This window comes from Pseudomonas laurylsulfativorans, from assembly GCF_002906155.1.
Taxonomy (GTDB): Bacteria; Pseudomonadota; Gammaproteobacteria; order Pseudomonadales; family Pseudomonadaceae; genus Aquipseudomonas; species Aquipseudomonas laurylsulfativorans.
Genome location: NZ_MUJK01000012.1, coordinates 127,826 through 146,001 on the forward strand (window position 1 = coordinate 127,826; position 18,176 = coordinate 146,001).

An 18,176-nucleotide genomic window follows, 5' to 3' on the forward strand; every position below is an offset into this window, starting at 1 on the left:
ACCTGTGAACACCTCAGTCCAAATGTGGGAGCGAGCCTGCTCGCGAAGAGGCCCGCAAGGCCAACCGAGAAACCAGACAAGTTCTTGTGAACCGTCCTACGCGATCTTGGGAAGCCATGAACTGTGGCCGAAATCGCCCCGATGCTAGCTTGCCTGACGTTCTCGGAGGGCAGGCTGTGACGATCAAAATGGCGGTTTCAGTGGGTGTTTTATGTGTGTCTCTAATGGGCTGCGGGACTGCCGCTACGGTTCTGCAGGATGAAGCTGAAGCTGCTCAAGGGCTGCGCAGGCAAAAGACCTACTGCCAGTCCATTCCCCGGATCTATAGCGGTCTTGCTTACGACTTCTGCGTATTGAACGCACCGCCCGATCCCACGGGTGTCCTCGTACCGCTCATTTTGCTCGACCTGGCCCTGTCCGGCGCACTGGACACCGCCGCCTTGCCCTACACGATTTACCGGCAAAGCATGGACGGCAACATCCTTGTCTACTGGCGGCCCTCGCGCAGTTAAAAGTAATCGCAAGGTCACCACCGTGGTTGCTTGCCGCTTGTAGCTAGAGGCTAGCCGCTGCTTTTACGCTATAATCCCGCCCTTTAGCTGTCTCTCGCCCATTGCGAGGGCACATTAATTTTTGAGGCGCTTGCGCCTGCATGCAGACTAAAGAGGCTAGACCCCTGTGGCATTGACGATTCTTGGCCTGTCCGGCGCCCTTAGCCATGATCCTTCCGCAGCCCTGTACATCGACGGCAAGCTGGTCGCGGCGGCTGAGGAAGAGCGCTTCGTACGCGATAAACATGCAAAGAACCGCATGCCCTACGAATCGGCGAAATTCTGCCTGGAACAGGCTGGCATCAAGCCATCCGATGTCGATGTGGTAGCGATCCCGTTCGCTCCGATCAGCCTGTTCGGCAAGGCCCGCTGGCAGTACGCCAAGCGTTACTGGTACGCCCCGGACCGCGCCCTCGACGCGATCCTGATGGGCAACCGTCGCTACAAGCGCTATCGCAACAAGATCGTCTGGTGCCTGGAGCAATTGGGTTTTGATCCGAAGAAGATCAAGATCGAGCCGGTTGAGCACCACCTGGCCCACGCCTCCAGCGCTTACCACTGCTCCGGTTTCAAAGAGAAAACCGCGATCCTGGGCATCGACGGCAAGGGCGAGTACGCCACGACCTTCTTTGGTTATGGCGAGAACGGCAAGATCCACAAGATCAAGGAATTCTTCGATCCGGACTCCCTCGGTGGCCTTTACGGCGCAATCACCGAGTTCCTCGGTTTCGACATGCTCGACGGTGAGTTCAAGGTCATGGGCATGGCGCCGTACGGCGACGCCAGCAAATACGATTTCTCGCGCCTGGCTTCGTTCGAAAACGGCGAGCTGGTGATTAACACCGACTACGCCAACGTCATCGGCCTGCGTCGCTACAAAGAGAAGGGCAAGGGTTACTACTTTTCGCCGAAGCTGATCGAGTGGCTGGGTCCGAAGCGCGAAGGCGACATCGCCGACGAGCCGTACATCCACTACGCCGCGAGCATTCAAGCGCTGTTCGAAAAAATTGCGCTGCAGATGATCGACTACTACCTGGGTGACGTGCTCAAGCAAACCGGCAAGTTGGCCTACGCCGGTGGCTGTGCGCTGAACGTCAAGCTCAACCAGAAAATCATTGCCCGCGACGACGTCAAGGAGCTGTTCGTACAGCCTGCGTCCGGTGATGCCGGCACCGCCGTCGGCGCTGCTGCCTATGTGTCTCACGCGCGTGGCGTACCGGTCGAGAAGATGGAACACGTCTACCTCGGCCCGTCGTACAGCAACGAGGACGTGATCGCGGCCTGCGCCCGTCACGAGAACAAGCCAACCTGGCGCAAGCTCGACAACATGCCGGAGCAGATCGCCAAGATCATGGTCGACGGCAACCCGGTTGCCTGGTTCCAGGGCCGCATGGAGTTCGGTCCGCGTGCGCTGGGCGGTCGTTCGATCATCGGTTGCCCGAGCATTCCCGGCGTGGCCGATCGCATCAACCACCAGATCAAGTTCCGCGAGCGCTGGAGGCCTTTCTGCCCGTCGATGCTCGACACCGTCGCTCCGCAGATGATCAAGATCGATCACCCGGCGCCGTTCATGACCTTCACTTTCGAAGTGGCGGAAGAATGGAAAACCCGCGTGCCGGAAGTCGTCCACGAAGACGGCACTTCCCGCGCCCAGGTGCTCAAGCGCGAATACAACCCGCGCTACTACGACATGATGAAGGCGCTGGAAGTGCTCACCGGTAACGGTGTGTCGCTCAACACCTCGCTCAACCGTCGCGGCGAACCGATGATCTGCTCGCCGACCGATGCGCTGAACATGTTCTTCGGTTCGGATCTACAGTATCTGATCATGGAAGACATCCTGGTGGTCAAAGAGGGCGCAAACGCCTATGACACGTTCGGCTGAACGCCATGTGTTGCAGTTCTGCCACGGCTATGACGGGCCGTTCCTGGACTGCGCACGGCAGTACGCCAGCCTGTTCGCGGGGACCGGTTATCGCGTGACCACGGTGTTTCTCACCGGGGTTGCCGATGCTGAGGTTGCCGCGGGCTGCGCTTCGGACGAAGTGCTGTTCATGGAGTACAGCTCCAAGGCCATTCGCGGCCTGAAGCTGGGAGCCATCGGCGATCTGCGCAAGATCGCCGCGTCGCGCAACTTCAGTTTCTGCATCGCTCACCGCTTCAAACCCATCTATATCGCCTTGCTCGGTACGTCGTTGCCGGTCATTGGCGTGCATCACGGGTTTGAAGACTACAAGCGCGGCAGTCGCAAACTCTTTGCGCATATTTTCCGCAAGCGCTTGAGTTTGCTCGGCGTGTCCGACGCGGTGCGCGACGACATGCGCCATTGCCTGCCGAAGTGGCCGGCTTCGCGAATTCAAACCTTGTACAACCGTATCGACGTGGACGCCTTGCAGGCGACCCAGGTGTCGGCTCTCGAGGCCCGGGAAACCCTCGGGTTGGCGGCGGATGCCTGGATCGTCGGCAACGTCGGACGGCTGCATCCGGACAAGGACCAGGCTACGCTGTTGCAGGGTTTCGCCGAGGCGTTGCCGGGGTTGCCGGCCAACAGCCAATTGGTGATTCTCGGTAAAGGACGCCTGGAGGAAAACCTCAAGGCTCAAGCCCGCGAACTGGGGATCGGTGACCGGGTGCTGTTCCTCGGCCAGGTACCGGATGCGCGCAACTACTTCCGGGCCTTTGATGTATTCGCCCTGAGCTCCGATCACGAACCGTTCGGCATGGTGCTGCTCGAGGCCATGGCCGCCGGCGTACCCTTGCTCGCCACGGCGTGCGGCGGAGCGAAGGAAGTGGTCGAAGGCGTGGGCATCCTGTTCCCGTTGGGCGATTCCGGGCGTCTGGCCCAGGGGCTGCAACACCTGGCTGGCATGGATGATCAGCAACGCCGCCAGTGTGCCGAGTTGATGCTCGAGCGCTTGCGCGAACGCTTCTCCGATCGCGCGGTGCGCGATGCTTTCTGGCACTTGCCACACGTTACCGAACTGGCACAGAGGGGCTGATGCTCAACCGATTTCAAGGCTGGCGCGAGCGTGGCTGGGCGGTAGTCGACGCTTCGACTTACGCCGAAACCTGGCAGCGATATGGCGGCAGCGTCGCGACTCATCCGACGGTGGTCGAACGGCTGGCCAGACTGGCCGACATCCCGGTGCGTTACCTGGCCTGGGTGCAGGGTGACGAGGTCAAGGCGGCGATCCCGACCTGGGGCCGCGACCTGGCTTTGTCCAAGGACGTGCTCAAGCGTCGCGGCAAGAAAGGCCTTTTCGACCTGGGCAATGCCGAGATCATCCTGCCCGCCGCTGCCGATGCCCAAGTGCCTTTGCGCCATCGCGCGCGGTATCTATCGGCATTGAACGAAGGCCGTTTCACTGGCATCAGGTTGCAAACCGAACAACTGGCCATGGCTCGCACACCCGAAGAACTGTCGAAAAAGTTTCGCTATAACCAGCGCCGCGAGTTGCGCTTGCTCGAAGAGGCCGGTGGCGTGGTGCGACCGGTATCCGATTTTTCCAGTGCGGAGCTGGCGGCGATTTACTGCGACCTGTTCCAGCGCCGCTGGGGTTTCCCGGCGACGGGGGCCGAACGCATGGCCGACGTCATCGAGTTGCTGCGCGAGTTGCTGATCGGTTCGGTGATTTTCCTCAACGATGCGCCGATTGCGATTCAATTGGTGTACCGCGTCGAAACCCCGCAGTGGATCAGCGTCGAGTACATCAACGGCGGGGTCGATCCCGAGACTCGCGAGTTCAGCCCTGGCAGTGTGTTGAGTTTCCTCAATACGCAAAGCGCCTGGGAGCACGCCCGGGCGCAGGATAAACCGTTGCGCTTTTCCTTCGGTCGCGCCGACCGTGAATACAAGGATCGCTGGTGCAATCCTGTGCCGGTCTTCACCGTATGAGCCAACCCATGAGCCGCAAACAGCAACTGCTCAAGCGCCATCGGCGCAATAAACGCATCGGCCTGTTGATTGTGCTGGTGCTGTTGATCGTCATGGGTGTGCTGGTGGCCTGGTGGTTGCCGCTGGTGCTGGCGGTTCTCGGCTGGATTGCCCACGAGGCCTGGTTTGCCGACCATCTGTTCTACTCACCGAAAGACGATTACCAGTACAGCTTTCCCCCGTACACACCACAGCCCAAGGTGCACCTGCGCGGTGAACACTTGCGCTTGGACGAAGGCGTGATGCTGGTCGACGACGCGACGCTGGTGTTGGCCCTGCGGGTAAAAAGCACCTGGCTGGGACGATTTATCGATCCGCTGGTCGAGTTGGCGGGCGGCGAAAACCCTGACCGACAAACCTTTGAACGGGGCGTAAACGGCCTGCGTTACCTCAATCTCAGCGGTCAGGCTCAGGCGTTGTCCCGCGGTGACCTGCGCTTGCGCGGGCGCTTCTGCCGCGTGCTCGGCGAGCCGGTGCTGTGGGCGTTCGAGCATCCGGATTACCGGCGTCAGCGGGTGATGGTCATCGCGCCTCATGCCGACGACGCCGAACTGGCGGCCTATGGTTTGTACAGTCAGGCCGACGACACCTGGATCGTCACGTTGACCGCCGGTGAAATCGAAGCCGAACACTATCAGCAAATGGGCCTGAACAAGGCTGATGCGGCTCGCTTGAAAGGCCGTCTGCGCACCTGGGACAGTATTGCCGTGCCGCGTTGGGCCGGTGTACCCGAGGCTCACTGCGTGCAGCTGGGTTACTTCTGCCTGCAACTGGCGAACATGCAGGCCGCGCCTGGCGTACCGGCGGGTTCGCGGGAAGCGGATATGAGTGATACCCGGTTGTTCCGCCAGTTGAATCCTTTCGCACTGCCCAGCGATGCCGATGGCGCGCCGACCTGGAACAATCTGCTGGCGGATCTGCGTGAGCTGTTGCTGCGGGCCAGGCCCGAAGTCATCGTCCTGCCGCATCCGACCCTGGATCCGCATCCCGATCATATCTGTGCGCAGGCGGCAGTCCTCGAGGCCTTGCAGGGCCTGGACTGGCAACCGACCACGCTATTGGGCTATGCCAACCACTTGCACGACAACGATCGTTGGCCGATGGGCGATACCGGCGATGGCATTGCCTTGCCGCCGGCCTTTGATTCGGCCCAACCGATGCAGCCTTACTGCCTGCCTATGCCGCTGGAGCAACAGCGAGACAAGGCCATGGCGTTGGGCATGATGCACGACCTGCAACCGGCGATGCCGTTCAAGCGCCGCTTGCGTCGGCTGATTCAACGGATGTTGGCCGGCCGGTTACCGCCAACCTATGGCGAGAACGAATTCTTTCGCAAGGCAGTCCGGCGCCACGAGCTTTTGTGGTCCCTCAAGCACACACCAGGCAATGTTTCTCAGCGGGGAGAGTTATGAGTCAGCGGTCAAAGGTCCTGCAACTGCAGCCTGACTACAACGTCAAAGCCCATGATTTCGCCGACCTCGCGGAGCAGATCGTCAAGGCCCTGCCCAGTGATCGCTATGAAGTGACCGCCGCGTTTTTGCGCGGCCAACCCGGGCCGGGCGAAGCGGTGAGCCGAGCCGACCGTTCGGTGTATTTCGAGTTTTCCGACAAGTCCCTCAAGGGCATGCGCCTGCGGGCGATGTGGCAGCTGTACAAGTTCTGCCGTCGGGAAAAGTTTGATGTGGTGATCTGCAATCGCTTCAAGCCGGTGAACATGATGCTGGCCCTCAACCGCTGGTTGAAAGTGCCGTTGTGCATCGGCATTTCCCACGGCTTTGGCGAGTACGACCGTTTTTACCGGCGCCGCCAGACCCAGCGCCTGATCGATCGTCACTGGCGCTTCGTCGGTGTGTCGCCAGCGGTGAAACAGTATCTGTTGGACTGTGACTGCGGCTTCACTGACCAGAATACCTACGCCATCACCAACGCCATCGACATCGAGCAAGCTGAAAGTCTGCAACACAGTCGTGAAAAGGCCCGTGAAATGCTGGGCATCGATCCGTCGGTACGGCTGATCGGTGCGTTAGGGAGACTGGTCCCAGTCAAGGGCCATATCTATTTGCTGCAGGCCTTTGCCGCACTCAAGGACAAATACCCCAATACCCAGCTGGCGATCATTGGTGCCGGCCGCGAAGAGTCGCGCCTGGCGGCGGAAATCGACCGCCTCGGCCTCAGCGGTCGCGCCCATTTGCTGGGGTTCAAGGAAATTGCCCTGCAGTACATTCGCGCTTTCGATATCTGGACCATGCCATCCCTGGCCGAAGGTCTCGGGCTGGCGCTGCTTGAAGGCATGAGCGGGCATTTGCCGGTGATTGCCTCGAACGTGCCGGCCATGTTGCCGCTCATCGAAGGGGCCGGTGGTCTGGCGATTACGCCAAAGGATGTGCCGACGCTGCAGGCTGCGCTGGACACTTACCTCGGGCTGTCGGATGACGAGCTCAAGGCCAAGGGCGAGCAGGCCTTCCGTTATCTGCAACAACACCATGACATCGAGGAGTTCCGTCGCGAATACCTCAATCTGATCGACTCCGGCCTGGAACAGGCCCGCAAGGAACAACCATGAACGACGCGCAACCCATCGTCACGGTCATTATCGCGTCGTACAACCACGCCCCTTACATCGAGGAAAGCATTCTCAGCGTCCTCAACCAGACCTATCAGAACATTGAGTTGCTGGTGATCGACGATGGCTCGAAGGATGACAGCGTCGAGCGGATCAAGGCGTTGCAGGCCATCCATGGTTTCGACTTCCGGGTTCAGGAAAACCAGGGGCTGACCAATACCCTCAATGGTGCGATTGCCCGGGCAAAGGGCAGTCTGATCGTGCCGTTCGGTTCGGATGACATCATGTTGCCAGAGCGAATTGCCACCCAGGTCGCGCATATGGACGGCAAGCCCGAGGTCGGAATCTGCGCCGGTAACATCGAACTGATCGATGCCGACGGCAATCTCTACCCCGAGAAGCGCCAGCGCCGGGATGTGCCGTTCCGTCGCCTGGACTTCGATGACATGTTCCTGGAGCGCAAGCCCTATCCTCCGGCACCGACCCTGATGATCCGTCGCGAAGCGCTGGAGAAGGTGGGCGGTTTCGACCCGACCATTCGCCTGGAAGACTTGCTGATCGAGTTGAAGGTAACCCATGCCGGCTACTTCATCGATGGTCTGAATGTGCTGATGGCGCGCTATCGCAAGCACGCCACCAACTCCTACAAGAACCACCGCTTCATGATCGACAGCATCCTGCGTACCTACGCGCTCTTCAGCGATCACCCGCTGTATGACGAGGTGCGCTACAAGTTTCTCAACTCCATGTTCCTCAAGACCGCCAACCGTGATCGCAAGCTGGCGCGTGAGTTGCTGGCGCAGATTCCGTTCAAGGCCTGGAACAAGAAAACCTGGCGTGGGCTGGGCCGGATGTATTTCTCACCGCTGGAGAAAGACTGAGCCAACGGCTGGATTCAAGGGTGCGGGGAGACGCGAAACCATGCAGCAAATGCGGGTAGAGCCGAAACAGCCGCGATAGCGCGAATCCCGACAAGCTACGCAGCAATCGCGATCGCCGGCAGCCAGGCCGGCATCGCGATCAGCGCTTTGGTTTCTGTCATCAACGAGTCTGAGCCGGAGTACGCCCGGCCAGCACTTGCCTGTGCAAGTTATCCACGTCGTTTTTCGAAGCTGCCACGGCGTATCCCTGCAGCAGCGCTTCGAAGTGATCCTCGAACAGCCAGTGCCGATCTTCTGCGTAGCGTTGCATATGGCGCAGATTGCGCCGACGCAGGGAAGGGCTCAGTGACGACGGGTAAATTCGCAGGTCGGCCAGGTCGATCAGGCCGAACTCGCCGTCTTCCAGCACCAGCACATTGCCCAGGTGCAGGGAGCGGAAATAGACCCCTTGCTGATGCAGTTGAGCCATGAACTTGCCGAAACGCTCCACCAGTGCCTGGCGTACCGCCGGGGCGGTGATGCCTTGCAGGATCTGGCGCAGGGTGTTGCCCGGCAACGGAGAGTAGTGCACGGCGGTACTGCCGTCTTCGAACCGGTAAAGGTCGAGGATGTGCGGTGTCGGAATGCCCATGCTGCGCAATTGCACGCTGTTGACGGCAAAACGATCGGAGTAGGGGGTGAAACTGCCCGAGGTATACCAGCGGCGGCGGCGGAACAGCTTGAGAAAGCTGCCGTCGGTCAGGCGCAGGACTTTGGGGCCCAAGCCGTCTTCCTCGATGATCCGGGCATCGGCAGTCAGCTGTTGCAGGGCGCTTGGCGACGCGGTCTTGACCGGCCTGTCCAGCAGGCGTCTGGCCCGTTGATTGATGCTCAATGCGGCAATCAGCGCCAAGGGGATCCACAGCAGGAACCAGTGCTCCTTGGGGCGAGAGATAATCCCGCCACCTTCGGTCAGACCCGCGCCGATACCGAAGGCCAGCCAGGCCGAGGCAATGATGAACAGTGGTTGCACGCGATGGCGCTGACTACTGATGAAGCTCCACGCGAGGAAGAACAGCCATGGCAGAAAACCGATAATGCCGACGTAGAAGAGCACGCCAAGGGCAAAGCTATGGGGCTCCGAAAGGGGGTAGCCGACGCCTGGGTCCAGGCTCAGTTCGGCGTTGTAGCCGTGCCCGATCCACGGATGATCAGCGATCCTGTCCAGGGCCAATTGCCAGAGCTCGATACGGAAGGAGCTGCCTCTTTCGAGGATCTTGTCGGCAAATAGCGCGAAAGTCGCCGCTCCGGCGATAAACATCGAGGCAAGCAGGAGGACCGAGCGACGATTCCGGCAGATGAAGCACAGCCACAGCGCAGCGATCGTCAGAGCCACCAGTGGAGTCCTGGAACCGGTGGCCAGCACCGTGGCGAACATGATCGCCATCGCCGGTATGCTCAACCAAAGGACCTGGCGTCGTTTGCAGGTCATGCTCAGGCTCAGCCAATAGGTACAGAAAAAGCCGAAGACGTGGGAGCTGAGCAGTGGATTGTCGAACGCGCCGACACCGATCAGACGCATTTCCGGCTGGTAAATCAGGCCGAACCTGTACAGGTTGTAGGCAGAGATGATCAACGCCACCGTCGCGGCGCAGAACAGCAGGGGCTGAATGATTTCGCTGCGATAGCGCACCAGCAGGTAGCAGCCAACGAACAGCATCAGGGTATGCAGTGGCGGTTTGAACTGACCGGTCGGGACATCATTTTCCGGCCCCCAGTTCAGGCTGAGCAACGCCCACGCCAAAAACAGCAGGACTGCAACGACGATCGGTTCGTGTAACAGTTCCTTGGCGAGCCGCGGACGCAAGCACAGTGCAATCAGTGCCGGAATGCTGAACAGGCCATAGTAAAGCTTGTGATGCACACTGCGCCCCGGCAGGAAAAACAGTGCGCAAAGCAACAATAAGTAACCGAGCGGAAGGATCCACAAGCAAATGAAGTCGAAGATTCTATTGGACGTGCTGTTCAAAGCGTTTAATTGCATGCTGAGTAACTTATTCCTGAATTGAGCGACCGTACCAAGGCAGGGACATCTGGTGGCTATTTTTGACGCGCCACAATACACAGACTGTATGCGATTGCCAGAACCCTGGGGGAAGCTGTGATAAAGTCAGCGTCCTTTTCATCGACATTCGCGTGATATGACCGACTCCAGTCTCTCCGCAAGCCCATCGAGCTTGAAAATCTATTTCCGTCTGCTCGGCTATGTCCGGCCGTACATCAGTCTGTTCCTGATCAGCATCGTCGGATTTCTGATTTTCGCTTCGACGCAGCCAATGCTGGGCTACATCCTCAAGTACTTTGTCGACGGTCTATCCAACCCTGAAGCGGCGCTGTTTCCAACAGTGCCCTACCTGCGGGACCTGCAACTGCTGCAGGCGGTGCCGTTGTTGATCATCCTGATCGCCGCGTGGCAGGGCTTGGGGTCGTACCTGGGCAACTATTTCCTGGCCAAGGTTTCCCTTGGTCTGGTCCATGACTTGCGGGTTCAGTTGTTCAACAACTTGCTGGTGTTGCCGAACCGGTATTTCGACAAGCATAACTCGGGGCACCTGATTTCACGTATCACCTTCAACGTGACCATGGTCACGGGGGCGGCAACAGATGCGATCAAGGTCGTAATTCGTGAAGGCATGACAGTGATCTTCCTGTTTGCCTCGCTGTTGTTCATGAACTGGCGCCTGACGCTGGTCATGGTCGCCATCCTGCCGCTGATTGCCATCATGGTGCGCACGGCCAGCAAGAAATTCCGCAAGCAGAGCAAGAAAATCCAGCTGGCCATGGGGGACGTGACGCATGTGGCGTCCGAAACGATCCAGGGCTATCGCGTGGTGCGCAGCTTCGGCGGTGAAAAGTACGAAGAGAAACGCTTTTTCGATGCCAGCCAGGGCAACACCGACAAACAACTGCGCATGACTCGCACCGGCGCCATCTACACACCGCTGCTGCAACTGGTGATCTACACCGCCATGGCCGTGCTGATGTTCCTCGTGCTGTTCCTGCGTGGCGATGCGTCCGCCGGCGACATGGTGGCCTACATCACCCTGGCCGGCCTGCTGCCCAAGCCGATTCGCCAGCTGTCCGAAGTCAGTTCGACCATCCAGAAGGGTGTGGCCGGTGCCGAAAGTATCTTCGAGCAACTGGATGTCCAGCCCGAAGTCGATACCGGTACCGTTGAGCGTGACGTCGTCAGCGGCCGCCTGGACGTGCGCAATCTTAGCTTCACCTATCCTGACACCGAACGTCAGGTGCTCAATGACATCAGTTTCTCGGTTGAGCCCGGGCAAATGGTGGCATTGGTGGGGCGTTCGGGTAGCGGCAAGTCGACCCTGGCGAACCTCATTCCACGCTTCTATCACCACGACAAGGGCGAGATCCTCATCGATGGCGTCGAAGTGGAACAGTACAAACTGTTGAATCTGCGCAAGCACATCGCCCAGGTGACTCAGCACGTGACCCTGTTCAGCGACACCGTGGCCAACAACATCGCCTATGGCGACCTGGCCGGCGCACCCCGTGAAGACATTGAAAAAGCGGCCAAAGACGCCTATGCGATGGACTTCATTGCTCAATTGCCTGAAGGCCTGGACACCCAGGTCGGGGAAAACGGCGTGCTGCTGTCCGGTGGTCAGCGCCAGCGCCTGGCGATTGCCCGGGCGCTGTTGAAGAATGCTCCGCTGTTGATTCTCGACGAGGCGACTTCGGCACTCGATACCGAGTCCGAGCGGCACATTCAGGCAGCCCTGGATCAGGTCATGAAAGGTCGCACCACACTGGTGATCGCGCACCGCCTGTCGACCATCGAGAAGGCCGATCTGATCCTGGTCATGGATCAAGGGAAAATCGTCGAGCGCGGCACTCACGAGCAACTGCTGGCGCAAAACGGCTACTACGCGCGCCTCAACGCGATGGGCCTCGACGCCCCGGCCGAAGACATCGCCTGACCCGGAAAGGGCGAGCCAGGCTCGCCCTTTCGCACACCCGGCGTGCAATGCGCCCGGTGGCAACGGGCTTTTCTGCTCAAAAAATGAGCAATAAAACCCGGTAAATCATCCTGTTGCAGCCACCGCACAAGCCGACACCAAGCCTGTGTTAATATCGCGCCCCTGTTCATTCTGTATGTGGGTTGCACCATGAAGTTGTCCATGCCGCGATTCGATCAAGCCCCTGTCTTGGTGGTCGGCGATGTCATGCTCGACCGTTACTGGCATGGTGGTACCTCACGGATTTCTCCTGAGGCTCCGGTGCCGGTGGTCAAGGTCGATCACATCGAGGACCGCCCGGGCGGCGCTGCCAACGTTGCCTTGAACATTGCCGCCCTGGGGGCTCCCGCCTCGCTGGTCGGTGTAACAGGTGACGATGAAGCCGCCAACAGCCTGGTCAACAGCCTCAAGGGCGCCGGCGTGCAGGCCATTTTCCAGCGCATTGCGCACCAGCCGACCATCGTCAAGCTGCGGGTCATGAGCCGTCACCAGCAATTGCTGCGTATTGACTTCGAAGAACCCTTTGCCACTGACGCGCTGGCGCTGGCCGCGCAGGTCGATGAGTTGCTCGAAGGCATCAAGGTGCTGGTGCTGTCCGACTACGGCAAAGGCGCGCTGAAAAACCATCAGGCGCTGATCCAGGCTGCCCGTGCCCGTGGCATTCCAGTGTTGGCCGATCCCAAGGGCAAGGACTTCTCGATCTACCGCGGTGCGAGCCTGATCACGCCAAACCTCAACGAATTCGAAACCATCGTCGGTGGTTGCGCCGATGAGCACGAGTTGGTCAACAAGGGCGCGCAATTGATGCACGACCTGGACCTCGGTGCCTTGCTGGTGACCCGTGGCGAGCACGGCATGACCTTGCTGCGTCCGGATCATCCGGCGCTGCACTTGCCGGCCCGTGCCCGTGAAGTGTTCGACGTGACCGGTGCCGGCGATACTGTGATTTCCACTCTGGCGGCCGCGATTGCCGCTGGAGAAGAGCTACCTCACGCGGTGGCCCTGGCCAACCTGGCGGCCGGTATCGTGGTCGGCAAGCTCGGTACGGCGGCCATCAGCGCGCCGGAACTGCGTCGTGCGATTCAGCGCGAAGAGGGTTCCGAGCGTGGTGTGCTGGGTCTTGAACAGTTGTTGCTGGCGGTCGATGATGCCCGCGCGCACAACGAGCGGATCGTGTTCACCAACGGTTGCTTCGACATCCTGCACGCCGGTCACGTGACCTATCTGGAACAGGCGCGGGCCCAAGGCGATCGCCTGATCGTGGCGATCAACGACGATGCATCGGTCAGCCGCCTGAAAGGGCCGGGCCGTCCGATCAACAGCGTCGACCGGCGCATGGCGGTACTGGCCGGCTTGGGCGCGGTGGATTGGGTGATCAGCTTCTCTGAAGGCACACCGGAAAACCTGCTGAGCGCGGTCAAGCCGGACGTGCTGGTCAAGGGTGGCGACTACGGGATCGACCAGGTGGTCGGCGCGGACATCGTGACGGCCTACGGTGGCGCCGTGAAAGTGCTGGGGCTGGTGGAAAACAGCTCGACCACGGCGATTGTCGAGAAGATTCGCAAGTCCTGATCAAGGCGTGGGCTTGCTGTGGCGAGGGGGCTTGCCCCCGTTCGGCTGCGAAGCAGTCGTAGAACCATGCTCTGCGGTGTATCAGGTACATCACGGTTGCAGGTTTTAGGGCCGCTTCGCGATCCAGCGGGGGCAAGCCCCCTCGCCACACAAGCCCTATAACCACAAAAGCCCTCTTTGTCCTTCCTATCGTGCTGCCCTGCGCGGCACGATCTTCTTCAGCAGCAACTTGGCCTTCCCGCGCAACCTTGCTAATCCGGAATCCTTCCCCGGCGGGGTCAGACCCTGCTGCCTCACCCAGTCCTTCCAGCGAATTCGCTCATCGCGCACCAGCCAGCCTTCTTGTCGGGCAAAACTCTCGGCCAGGTACAGGCCGCGCGTACTGGCCGGGTACAGCTGATCCTTTTTCAAGGTGTAGAGCTCAGCCATCGGATGGCCGTCCTGCAAGGGCATCAAGTACAGGTCGGGGCGTTTGCGGTCGAGGCGGGCGACGAGTTGATCGCCTTCCAGTCTTTCATCGACATGGAACAGGCTCAGGGACTTGGCTTCCTTGGGAACGTCCAGGCGCAAGTCGTAAATCAGTTGCAGTGACGCCGTTGGCAAATGCACATAAGCCCGCGGGCGCTCCATCAGCATCAGATTGGCGCAGCGTACCGGTCGCGCCGAGCCGGACAATGGCGACAAGCGAAACGGCAAGGCTTCGCGGTAATGCAGCGCGGCCGAGTAGGGCGCTGGCAGCCAGGTGTCGTTGAAGCGCCCACTGAGCCAGCCTTCGGGAGTTTCCAGCAGGCACTCTTCGGCAATCTCCTGGATCGCCGTGTGCAAGGGCAGGTTCAGTTCATGGGCGGGCACGTAGCCGGAGATCAGCTTGAGCACCACATCGCCACGGTCCTGCCGACGTTGGCGTACCAGCACCCAATAGTCACGATTCTGCCAGTGCAGGGTCAGGCGCACCGAAACCCCGAGATTGGCCAGTTCGAGTGCAAACCGTTCGCTGTCGCCGACCGTCACCGGGCGACGACGTTGCAGGGTCTGGGAGAAATTCAGCGGCCTGCCGACGCTCTGATAAGCCAGGCCTTCGGGGGTCGCTTCGACGAATAACGGCAGGGTCTTGAAGTTGCTCGGGTTCTTTCTGATGAGCGTACGCGACATGTCGGCTCCTGCTTAAGGCCGCGTGGGCGGCGTCAGTGGCTACGTAGGACCTGGGCAACGGTCGCGACATTGTGGGCGAGGTGCAGCGGATTGATGGTCCCGACAATAGCACTGGCAACACCCGGATGTTCAAACAACAACTCGAAACTGGCGCGCACCGGATCCATGCCCGGACTCAGGCAGACATGACCACTGGCGAGGGCTTTTTTGACCAGAATGGCTTTGCCGTGTGCAGCAGCATAGTCAATGACGGCCTTCTCGTTTTGTTCGTTCAGATTGTAGGTGACCATTGCGCAGTCGCCTTGCTCGAGTGCCTTCAGGCCGCCGTCGACGGTTTTGCCGGAAAAGCCGAAGCCGCGAATCTTGCCTTCGGCCTTGAGCCCGGCGAGGGTGTCGTAGACTTCGCAGTCATTGAGGATGGCCAGGTCGTTGCCGTCGGAGTGCACCAGCACCAGATCGATGAAGTCCGTTTCCAGGCGTTGCAGGCTGCGTTCCACCGACATTCGCGTGTGTGCGGCGCTGAAGTCGTGACGGGACTGGCCGTCGGCAAACTCTTCACCCACCTTGCTGACAATCACCCAATCCTGACGCTGGCCGCGCAGCAGCGGACCGAGGCGCTCTTCGCTGCGACCATAGGCCGGGGCGGTGTCGATCAGGTTGATGCCCAGGTCGCGGGCGAGCTTGAGCAGCATGCGCGCTTCATCGTCATCGGGAATCCGGAAGCCGTTGGGATACTTCACCCCTTGGTCGCGGCCCAGTTTCACCGTGCCCAGACCCAGGGGTGAAACCAGCAGGCCGGTACTGCCCAGAGGGCGATGCAGATCGTGCAGGGTCGGTTGGCTCATGGCAGCAGTTGCTCCCAGGCAGGTACGCCCATCGGCGGCTTCGGCAGCTCAGGCAGCGCTGCCGGGTGGCTTGGCTGGATACCGTCGCGGTTCAGGCTGGCGATCACGCGGTCGGCGAAGTCTGGCGCCAGAGCGAGTTTGGTTGGCCAGCCCACTAGCAATCGGCCTTCCTCGGCGACAAAGGCGTTGTCGGGACGGGTCAGGCCTGATTGCAGCGGTTCGGCGCGATCCACGCGCAAGGTCGCCCATTGCACCGTGCTCAGGTCGACCCATGGCAGCAATTGGCCGAGCTCTTTCTGGGCGGTGGCGATCTGCTCGGCGGGCTCACGGGCTACGCCTTCGGATTCCGCGATGTCGCCGCCCAGGTACCAGACCCATTGGCCATCCGCAGCCGGGTGCGTGGTCACGGTGATGCGCGGTTTGGTGCCGCCGCCCAGGCAGTGGGCGTACAGCGGTTTGAGGCTCGGCCCTTTGGCGATGATCATGTGCAACGGCCGGCGCTGCATGGCCGGCTGGCTCAGGCCCAGCGTTTCAAGCAATGCCGCGGTTCCGGCACCGGCGCTGAGTACGATGCGCTGGGCGCGGATCTCGCGTTCATCGACTTTCAAGCCGACCAGCACCCCGCCTTCCAGCAGTGGCTCGATCTTCTGCCCGGCGAGCAAGCCATCCCCCGCCAGATCGGCCAGGCGCTGGATCAGGCTCGGCACATCGATCACCAGTTCCGCCAGGCGATAGACCTTGCCCTTGAAACGCTTGTCTTGCAGGGCTGGCGGCAATTGCTCGCCCTTGACCTGATCGACGCGACCGCGCACGGCCTTGCTGGCAAAGAAACTGGTGAGGTTGCCGGCGAGGGTGCCGGGGGACCAGAGGTAGTGGGCTTCGGACAGCAGGCGCACGCCGGACAGGTCCAGCTCGCCGTCACCGGCCAGGGCTTCGCGCCAGCGGCGGGGCATGTCGGCGATGGCTTCCGAGGCGCCGGTCAGGGCGCCGTGCAGCGCGTATTTGGCACCGCCGTGGATGATGCCCTGGGACTTCACGCTTTGCCCGCCGCCGAGGCTGGCGCTTTCCACCAGCACGGTCGAAAAACCCTGGCGGCGCAGGCGCGCGTTCAGCCAGAGGCCGGCGACACCAGCGCCGACAATCAGAACGTCGGTGGAAATAACGGATGGCATGCAGCGACCTCTGTGTTCAAGACGAGGGCGCAGTATACAAGGGAGGCGAGCTAGATGTTTGTAGGAGCTGGCTTGCCAGCGAAAGCGGTGTGTCTGGCACACCGCGAGGGCTTGATCGCCAGCAAGCCGGCTCCTACAGGTTCTTAATGGCCGGCCGTTTTGGAGAAGAGCTGGATGACCACAACGCCCAGCACAATCAGTGCCATCCCCAGCATCGCCGGCACGTCCAGCTTCTGCCCATAGATAAACAGCGCCGCGACGCTGACCATCACGATGCCCATGCCGGCCCACACGGCATACGCCACACCCACCGGAACGCTGCGCACCACCAGGGTCAGCATCCAGAAGGCGATCCCGTAACCGACGATGACCAGCACCAGTGGCAGCGGGGTGCTAAAGCCTTTGACCGCTTTCATCGAAACAGTGGCAATCACTTCGGCGCAGATGGCAATGGCCAGGTAGTAGTAAGCGGTCATGGGTCAATCCTCGTGTGAAGTGTTGCTCTCTGAGGTCGGCATTCTAGTGATTCGCCAGATGCGGTAAAGTCATTACCTATCTGTTTTAGAGATGGGTTGGCCATGAGCATGCAATGGAATCTGGAGCAGTTGCGGTTGTTTGTCAGCGTAGCGGAGCAGCGCTCGTTTTCTGCCGTGGCGCGGGATCAGCGCAAGGCGCAGTCGGCGGTCAGCAGTTCGATCGCGTTGCTGGAAGAAGACTTGGGCGTCAGCCTGTTCGACCGCAGCAGCGGCCGTCAGCCGAACCTCACTGAAGCTGGCACGGCTTTGCTGGATGAAGCGCGGGAAGTGCTGCGCCAATGCGAACGACTCAACGGTCGGGCATTGGCGATGATGCGCGGCCAGGAGGCACGACTGCGTGTGGCGCAGGATGAAGCGATGCCTTATCAGCCAATCATCGAAAGCTTCGAGGCCCTGGCGGAAAAATTCCCCAGCCTTGAAGTGCAACTGACCAGCGCCGCCCAGGGCGATGTCGCGCGCAAACTGGTGGAGCGGCGTGCTGATCTGGGGTTGCTGTTCTTTCACGATCAGATTCCCGAGGCGCTTGAGCGGCGGGTGCTGGGCAGCGTGGAAATGGTCACGGTGTGTGGCAAGGATCATCCGTTGGCGGGCAAAGGCTCGGTGGACGGCCAACAACTGGCGCTACATCGGCAGTTGCTGATGTCCACGGAGTCGAGCATTTATCCCGGCAGTGATCCCGCCAGCCCGCAAGTCTGGCGCGCCGACAGTTTCTATGTGATGGCCGAATGGCTGGTGCGCGGCCTCGGCTGGGCCTGGTTGCCGCGCCACGTGGTGCAGTACCCGACGTATCAGAATCAGATGGTCGAACTGGTCAGCGAATGGACTCCGCCGGCCCTGGTGGTGGAACTGGTATGGCGCCGGGACGAACCGCTCGGTCCGGCCGCGCGCTGGCTCGCCGAACGTTTTGCCGTGCACTTGCAGACGATAGGCGAAAAAAGCCGATAAACT

Annotated in this window: 15 protein-coding genes; 10 read left to right on the forward strand and 5 right to left on the reverse strand. The window is 60.7% G+C overall.

Annotated features, from left to right (window positions below; translation table 11 throughout):
• Positions 1–176 precede the first annotated feature (176 nt).
• The 7 genes from B0D71_RS26465 (at position 177) to B0D71_RS26495 (ending at position 7,929) form a co-directional block, all read left to right on the forward strand.
• Positions 177–512 carry a YceK/YidQ family lipoprotein gene (locus B0D71_RS26465; protein ID WP_103397341.1) on the forward strand — a complete coding sequence of 112 codons (336 nt, stop codon included), beginning with the start codon at positions 177–179 and terminating at the stop codon, positions 510–512.
• A gap of 166 nt (positions 513–678) precedes the next feature.
• On the forward strand, positions 679–2,436 hold the full coding sequence (locus tag B0D71_RS26470) for a carbamoyltransferase family protein (protein WP_103397342.1): 1,758 nt from the start codon (positions 679–681) through the stop codon (positions 2,434–2,436).
• A complete protein-coding gene (locus B0D71_RS26475) occupies positions 2,420–3,550 on the forward strand; it encodes a glycosyltransferase (protein WP_103397343.1) in 1,131 nt (376 codons plus the stop codon). The genes B0D71_RS26470 and B0D71_RS26475 overlap by 17 nt, the downstream gene beginning before the upstream one ends.
• Positions 3,550–4,446, forward strand: a complete 897-nt coding sequence (locus B0D71_RS26480) for an antimicrobial resistance protein Mig-14 (RefSeq protein ID WP_103397344.1) — start codon at positions 3,550–3,552, stop codon at positions 4,444–4,446. The genes B0D71_RS26475 and B0D71_RS26480 overlap by 1 nt, the downstream gene beginning before the upstream one ends.
• Before the next feature lie 8 nt (positions 4,447–4,454).
• Entirely contained in the window at positions 4,455–5,897 is a 1,443-nt protein-coding gene (locus tag B0D71_RS26485; protein ID WP_103397345.1) for a PIG-L deacetylase family protein, read from the forward strand.
• Complete coding sequence (locus B0D71_RS26490) at positions 5,894–7,048, forward strand: glycosyltransferase family 4 protein (RefSeq protein WP_103397346.1); 1,155 nt, start codon at positions 5,894–5,896, stop codon at positions 7,046–7,048. Before B0D71_RS26485 ends, B0D71_RS26490 begins: the two co-directional genes overlap by 4 nt.
• Positions 7,045–7,929 carry a glycosyltransferase gene (locus B0D71_RS26495; protein WP_103397347.1) on the forward strand — a complete coding sequence of 295 codons (885 nt, stop codon included), beginning with the start codon at positions 7,045–7,047 and terminating at the stop codon, positions 7,927–7,929. The genes B0D71_RS26490 and B0D71_RS26495 overlap by 4 nt, the downstream gene beginning before the upstream one ends.
• Positions 7,930–8,089: 160 nt before the next feature.
• On the opposite strand, the gene B0D71_RS26500 is transcribed toward B0D71_RS26495, so the two are convergent.
• A complete protein-coding gene (locus tag B0D71_RS26500; protein WP_103397348.1) occupies positions 8,090–9,952 on the reverse strand; it encodes a bifunctional O-antigen ligase/aminoglycoside phosphotransferase family protein in 1,863 nt (620 codons plus the stop codon).
• 157 nt (positions 9,953–10,109) lie between these two features.
• Between B0D71_RS26500 and msbA the strand changes: the two genes are divergently transcribed.
• Positions 10,110–11,912 (forward strand): lipid A export permease/ATP-binding protein MsbA, encoded by a 1,803-nt coding sequence (msbA, locus tag B0D71_RS26505; RefSeq protein WP_103397349.1) that lies wholly within the window; start codon positions 10,110–10,112, stop codon positions 11,910–11,912.
• Positions 11,913–12,101: 189 nt separating this feature from the next.
• Positions 12,102–13,523, forward strand: coding sequence for a bifunctional D-glycero-beta-D-manno-heptose-7-phosphate kinase/D-glycero-beta-D-manno-heptose 1-phosphate adenylyltransferase HldE (gene hldE, locus B0D71_RS26515; protein WP_103397375.1), 1,422 nt, complete (start codon positions 12,102–12,104; stop codon positions 13,521–13,523).
• Positions 13,524–13,709: 186 nt separating this feature from the next.
• Here the strand turns inward: hldE and B0D71_RS26520 are convergent, their stop codons facing one another.
• From B0D71_RS26520 to B0D71_RS26535, 4 genes are all read right to left on the reverse strand, one after another.
• Positions 13,710–14,675: a metal ABC transporter ATPase gene (locus B0D71_RS26520; protein ID WP_103397351.1), complete on the reverse strand. Its 966-nt coding sequence runs from the start codon at positions 14,673–14,675 to the stop codon at positions 13,710–13,712.
• A 32-nt stretch (positions 14,676–14,707) separates the two neighbouring features.
• Entirely contained in the window at positions 14,708–15,520 is an 813-nt protein-coding gene (locus B0D71_RS26525) for an aldo/keto reductase (RefSeq protein WP_103397352.1), read from the reverse strand.
• Positions 15,517–16,692 carry an NAD(P)/FAD-dependent oxidoreductase gene (locus B0D71_RS26530; protein ID WP_103397353.1) on the reverse strand — a complete coding sequence of 392 codons (1,176 nt, stop codon included), beginning with the start codon at positions 16,690–16,692 and terminating at the stop codon, positions 15,517–15,519. The genes B0D71_RS26525 and B0D71_RS26530 overlap by 4 nt, the downstream gene beginning before the upstream one ends.
• 143 nt (positions 16,693–16,835) lie before the next feature.
• Positions 16,836–17,168, reverse strand: coding sequence for a DMT family transporter (locus B0D71_RS26535; protein ID WP_015093202.1), 333 nt, complete (start codon positions 17,166–17,168; stop codon positions 16,836–16,838).
• Between the two features lie 102 nt (positions 17,169–17,270).
• Between B0D71_RS26535 and B0D71_RS26540 the strand changes: the two genes are divergently transcribed.
• Positions 17,271–18,173, forward strand: a complete 903-nt coding sequence (locus tag B0D71_RS26540) for a LysR family transcriptional regulator (protein ID WP_205886047.1) — start codon at positions 17,271–17,273, stop codon at positions 18,171–18,173.
• Positions 18,174–18,176 lie beyond the last annotated feature (3 nt).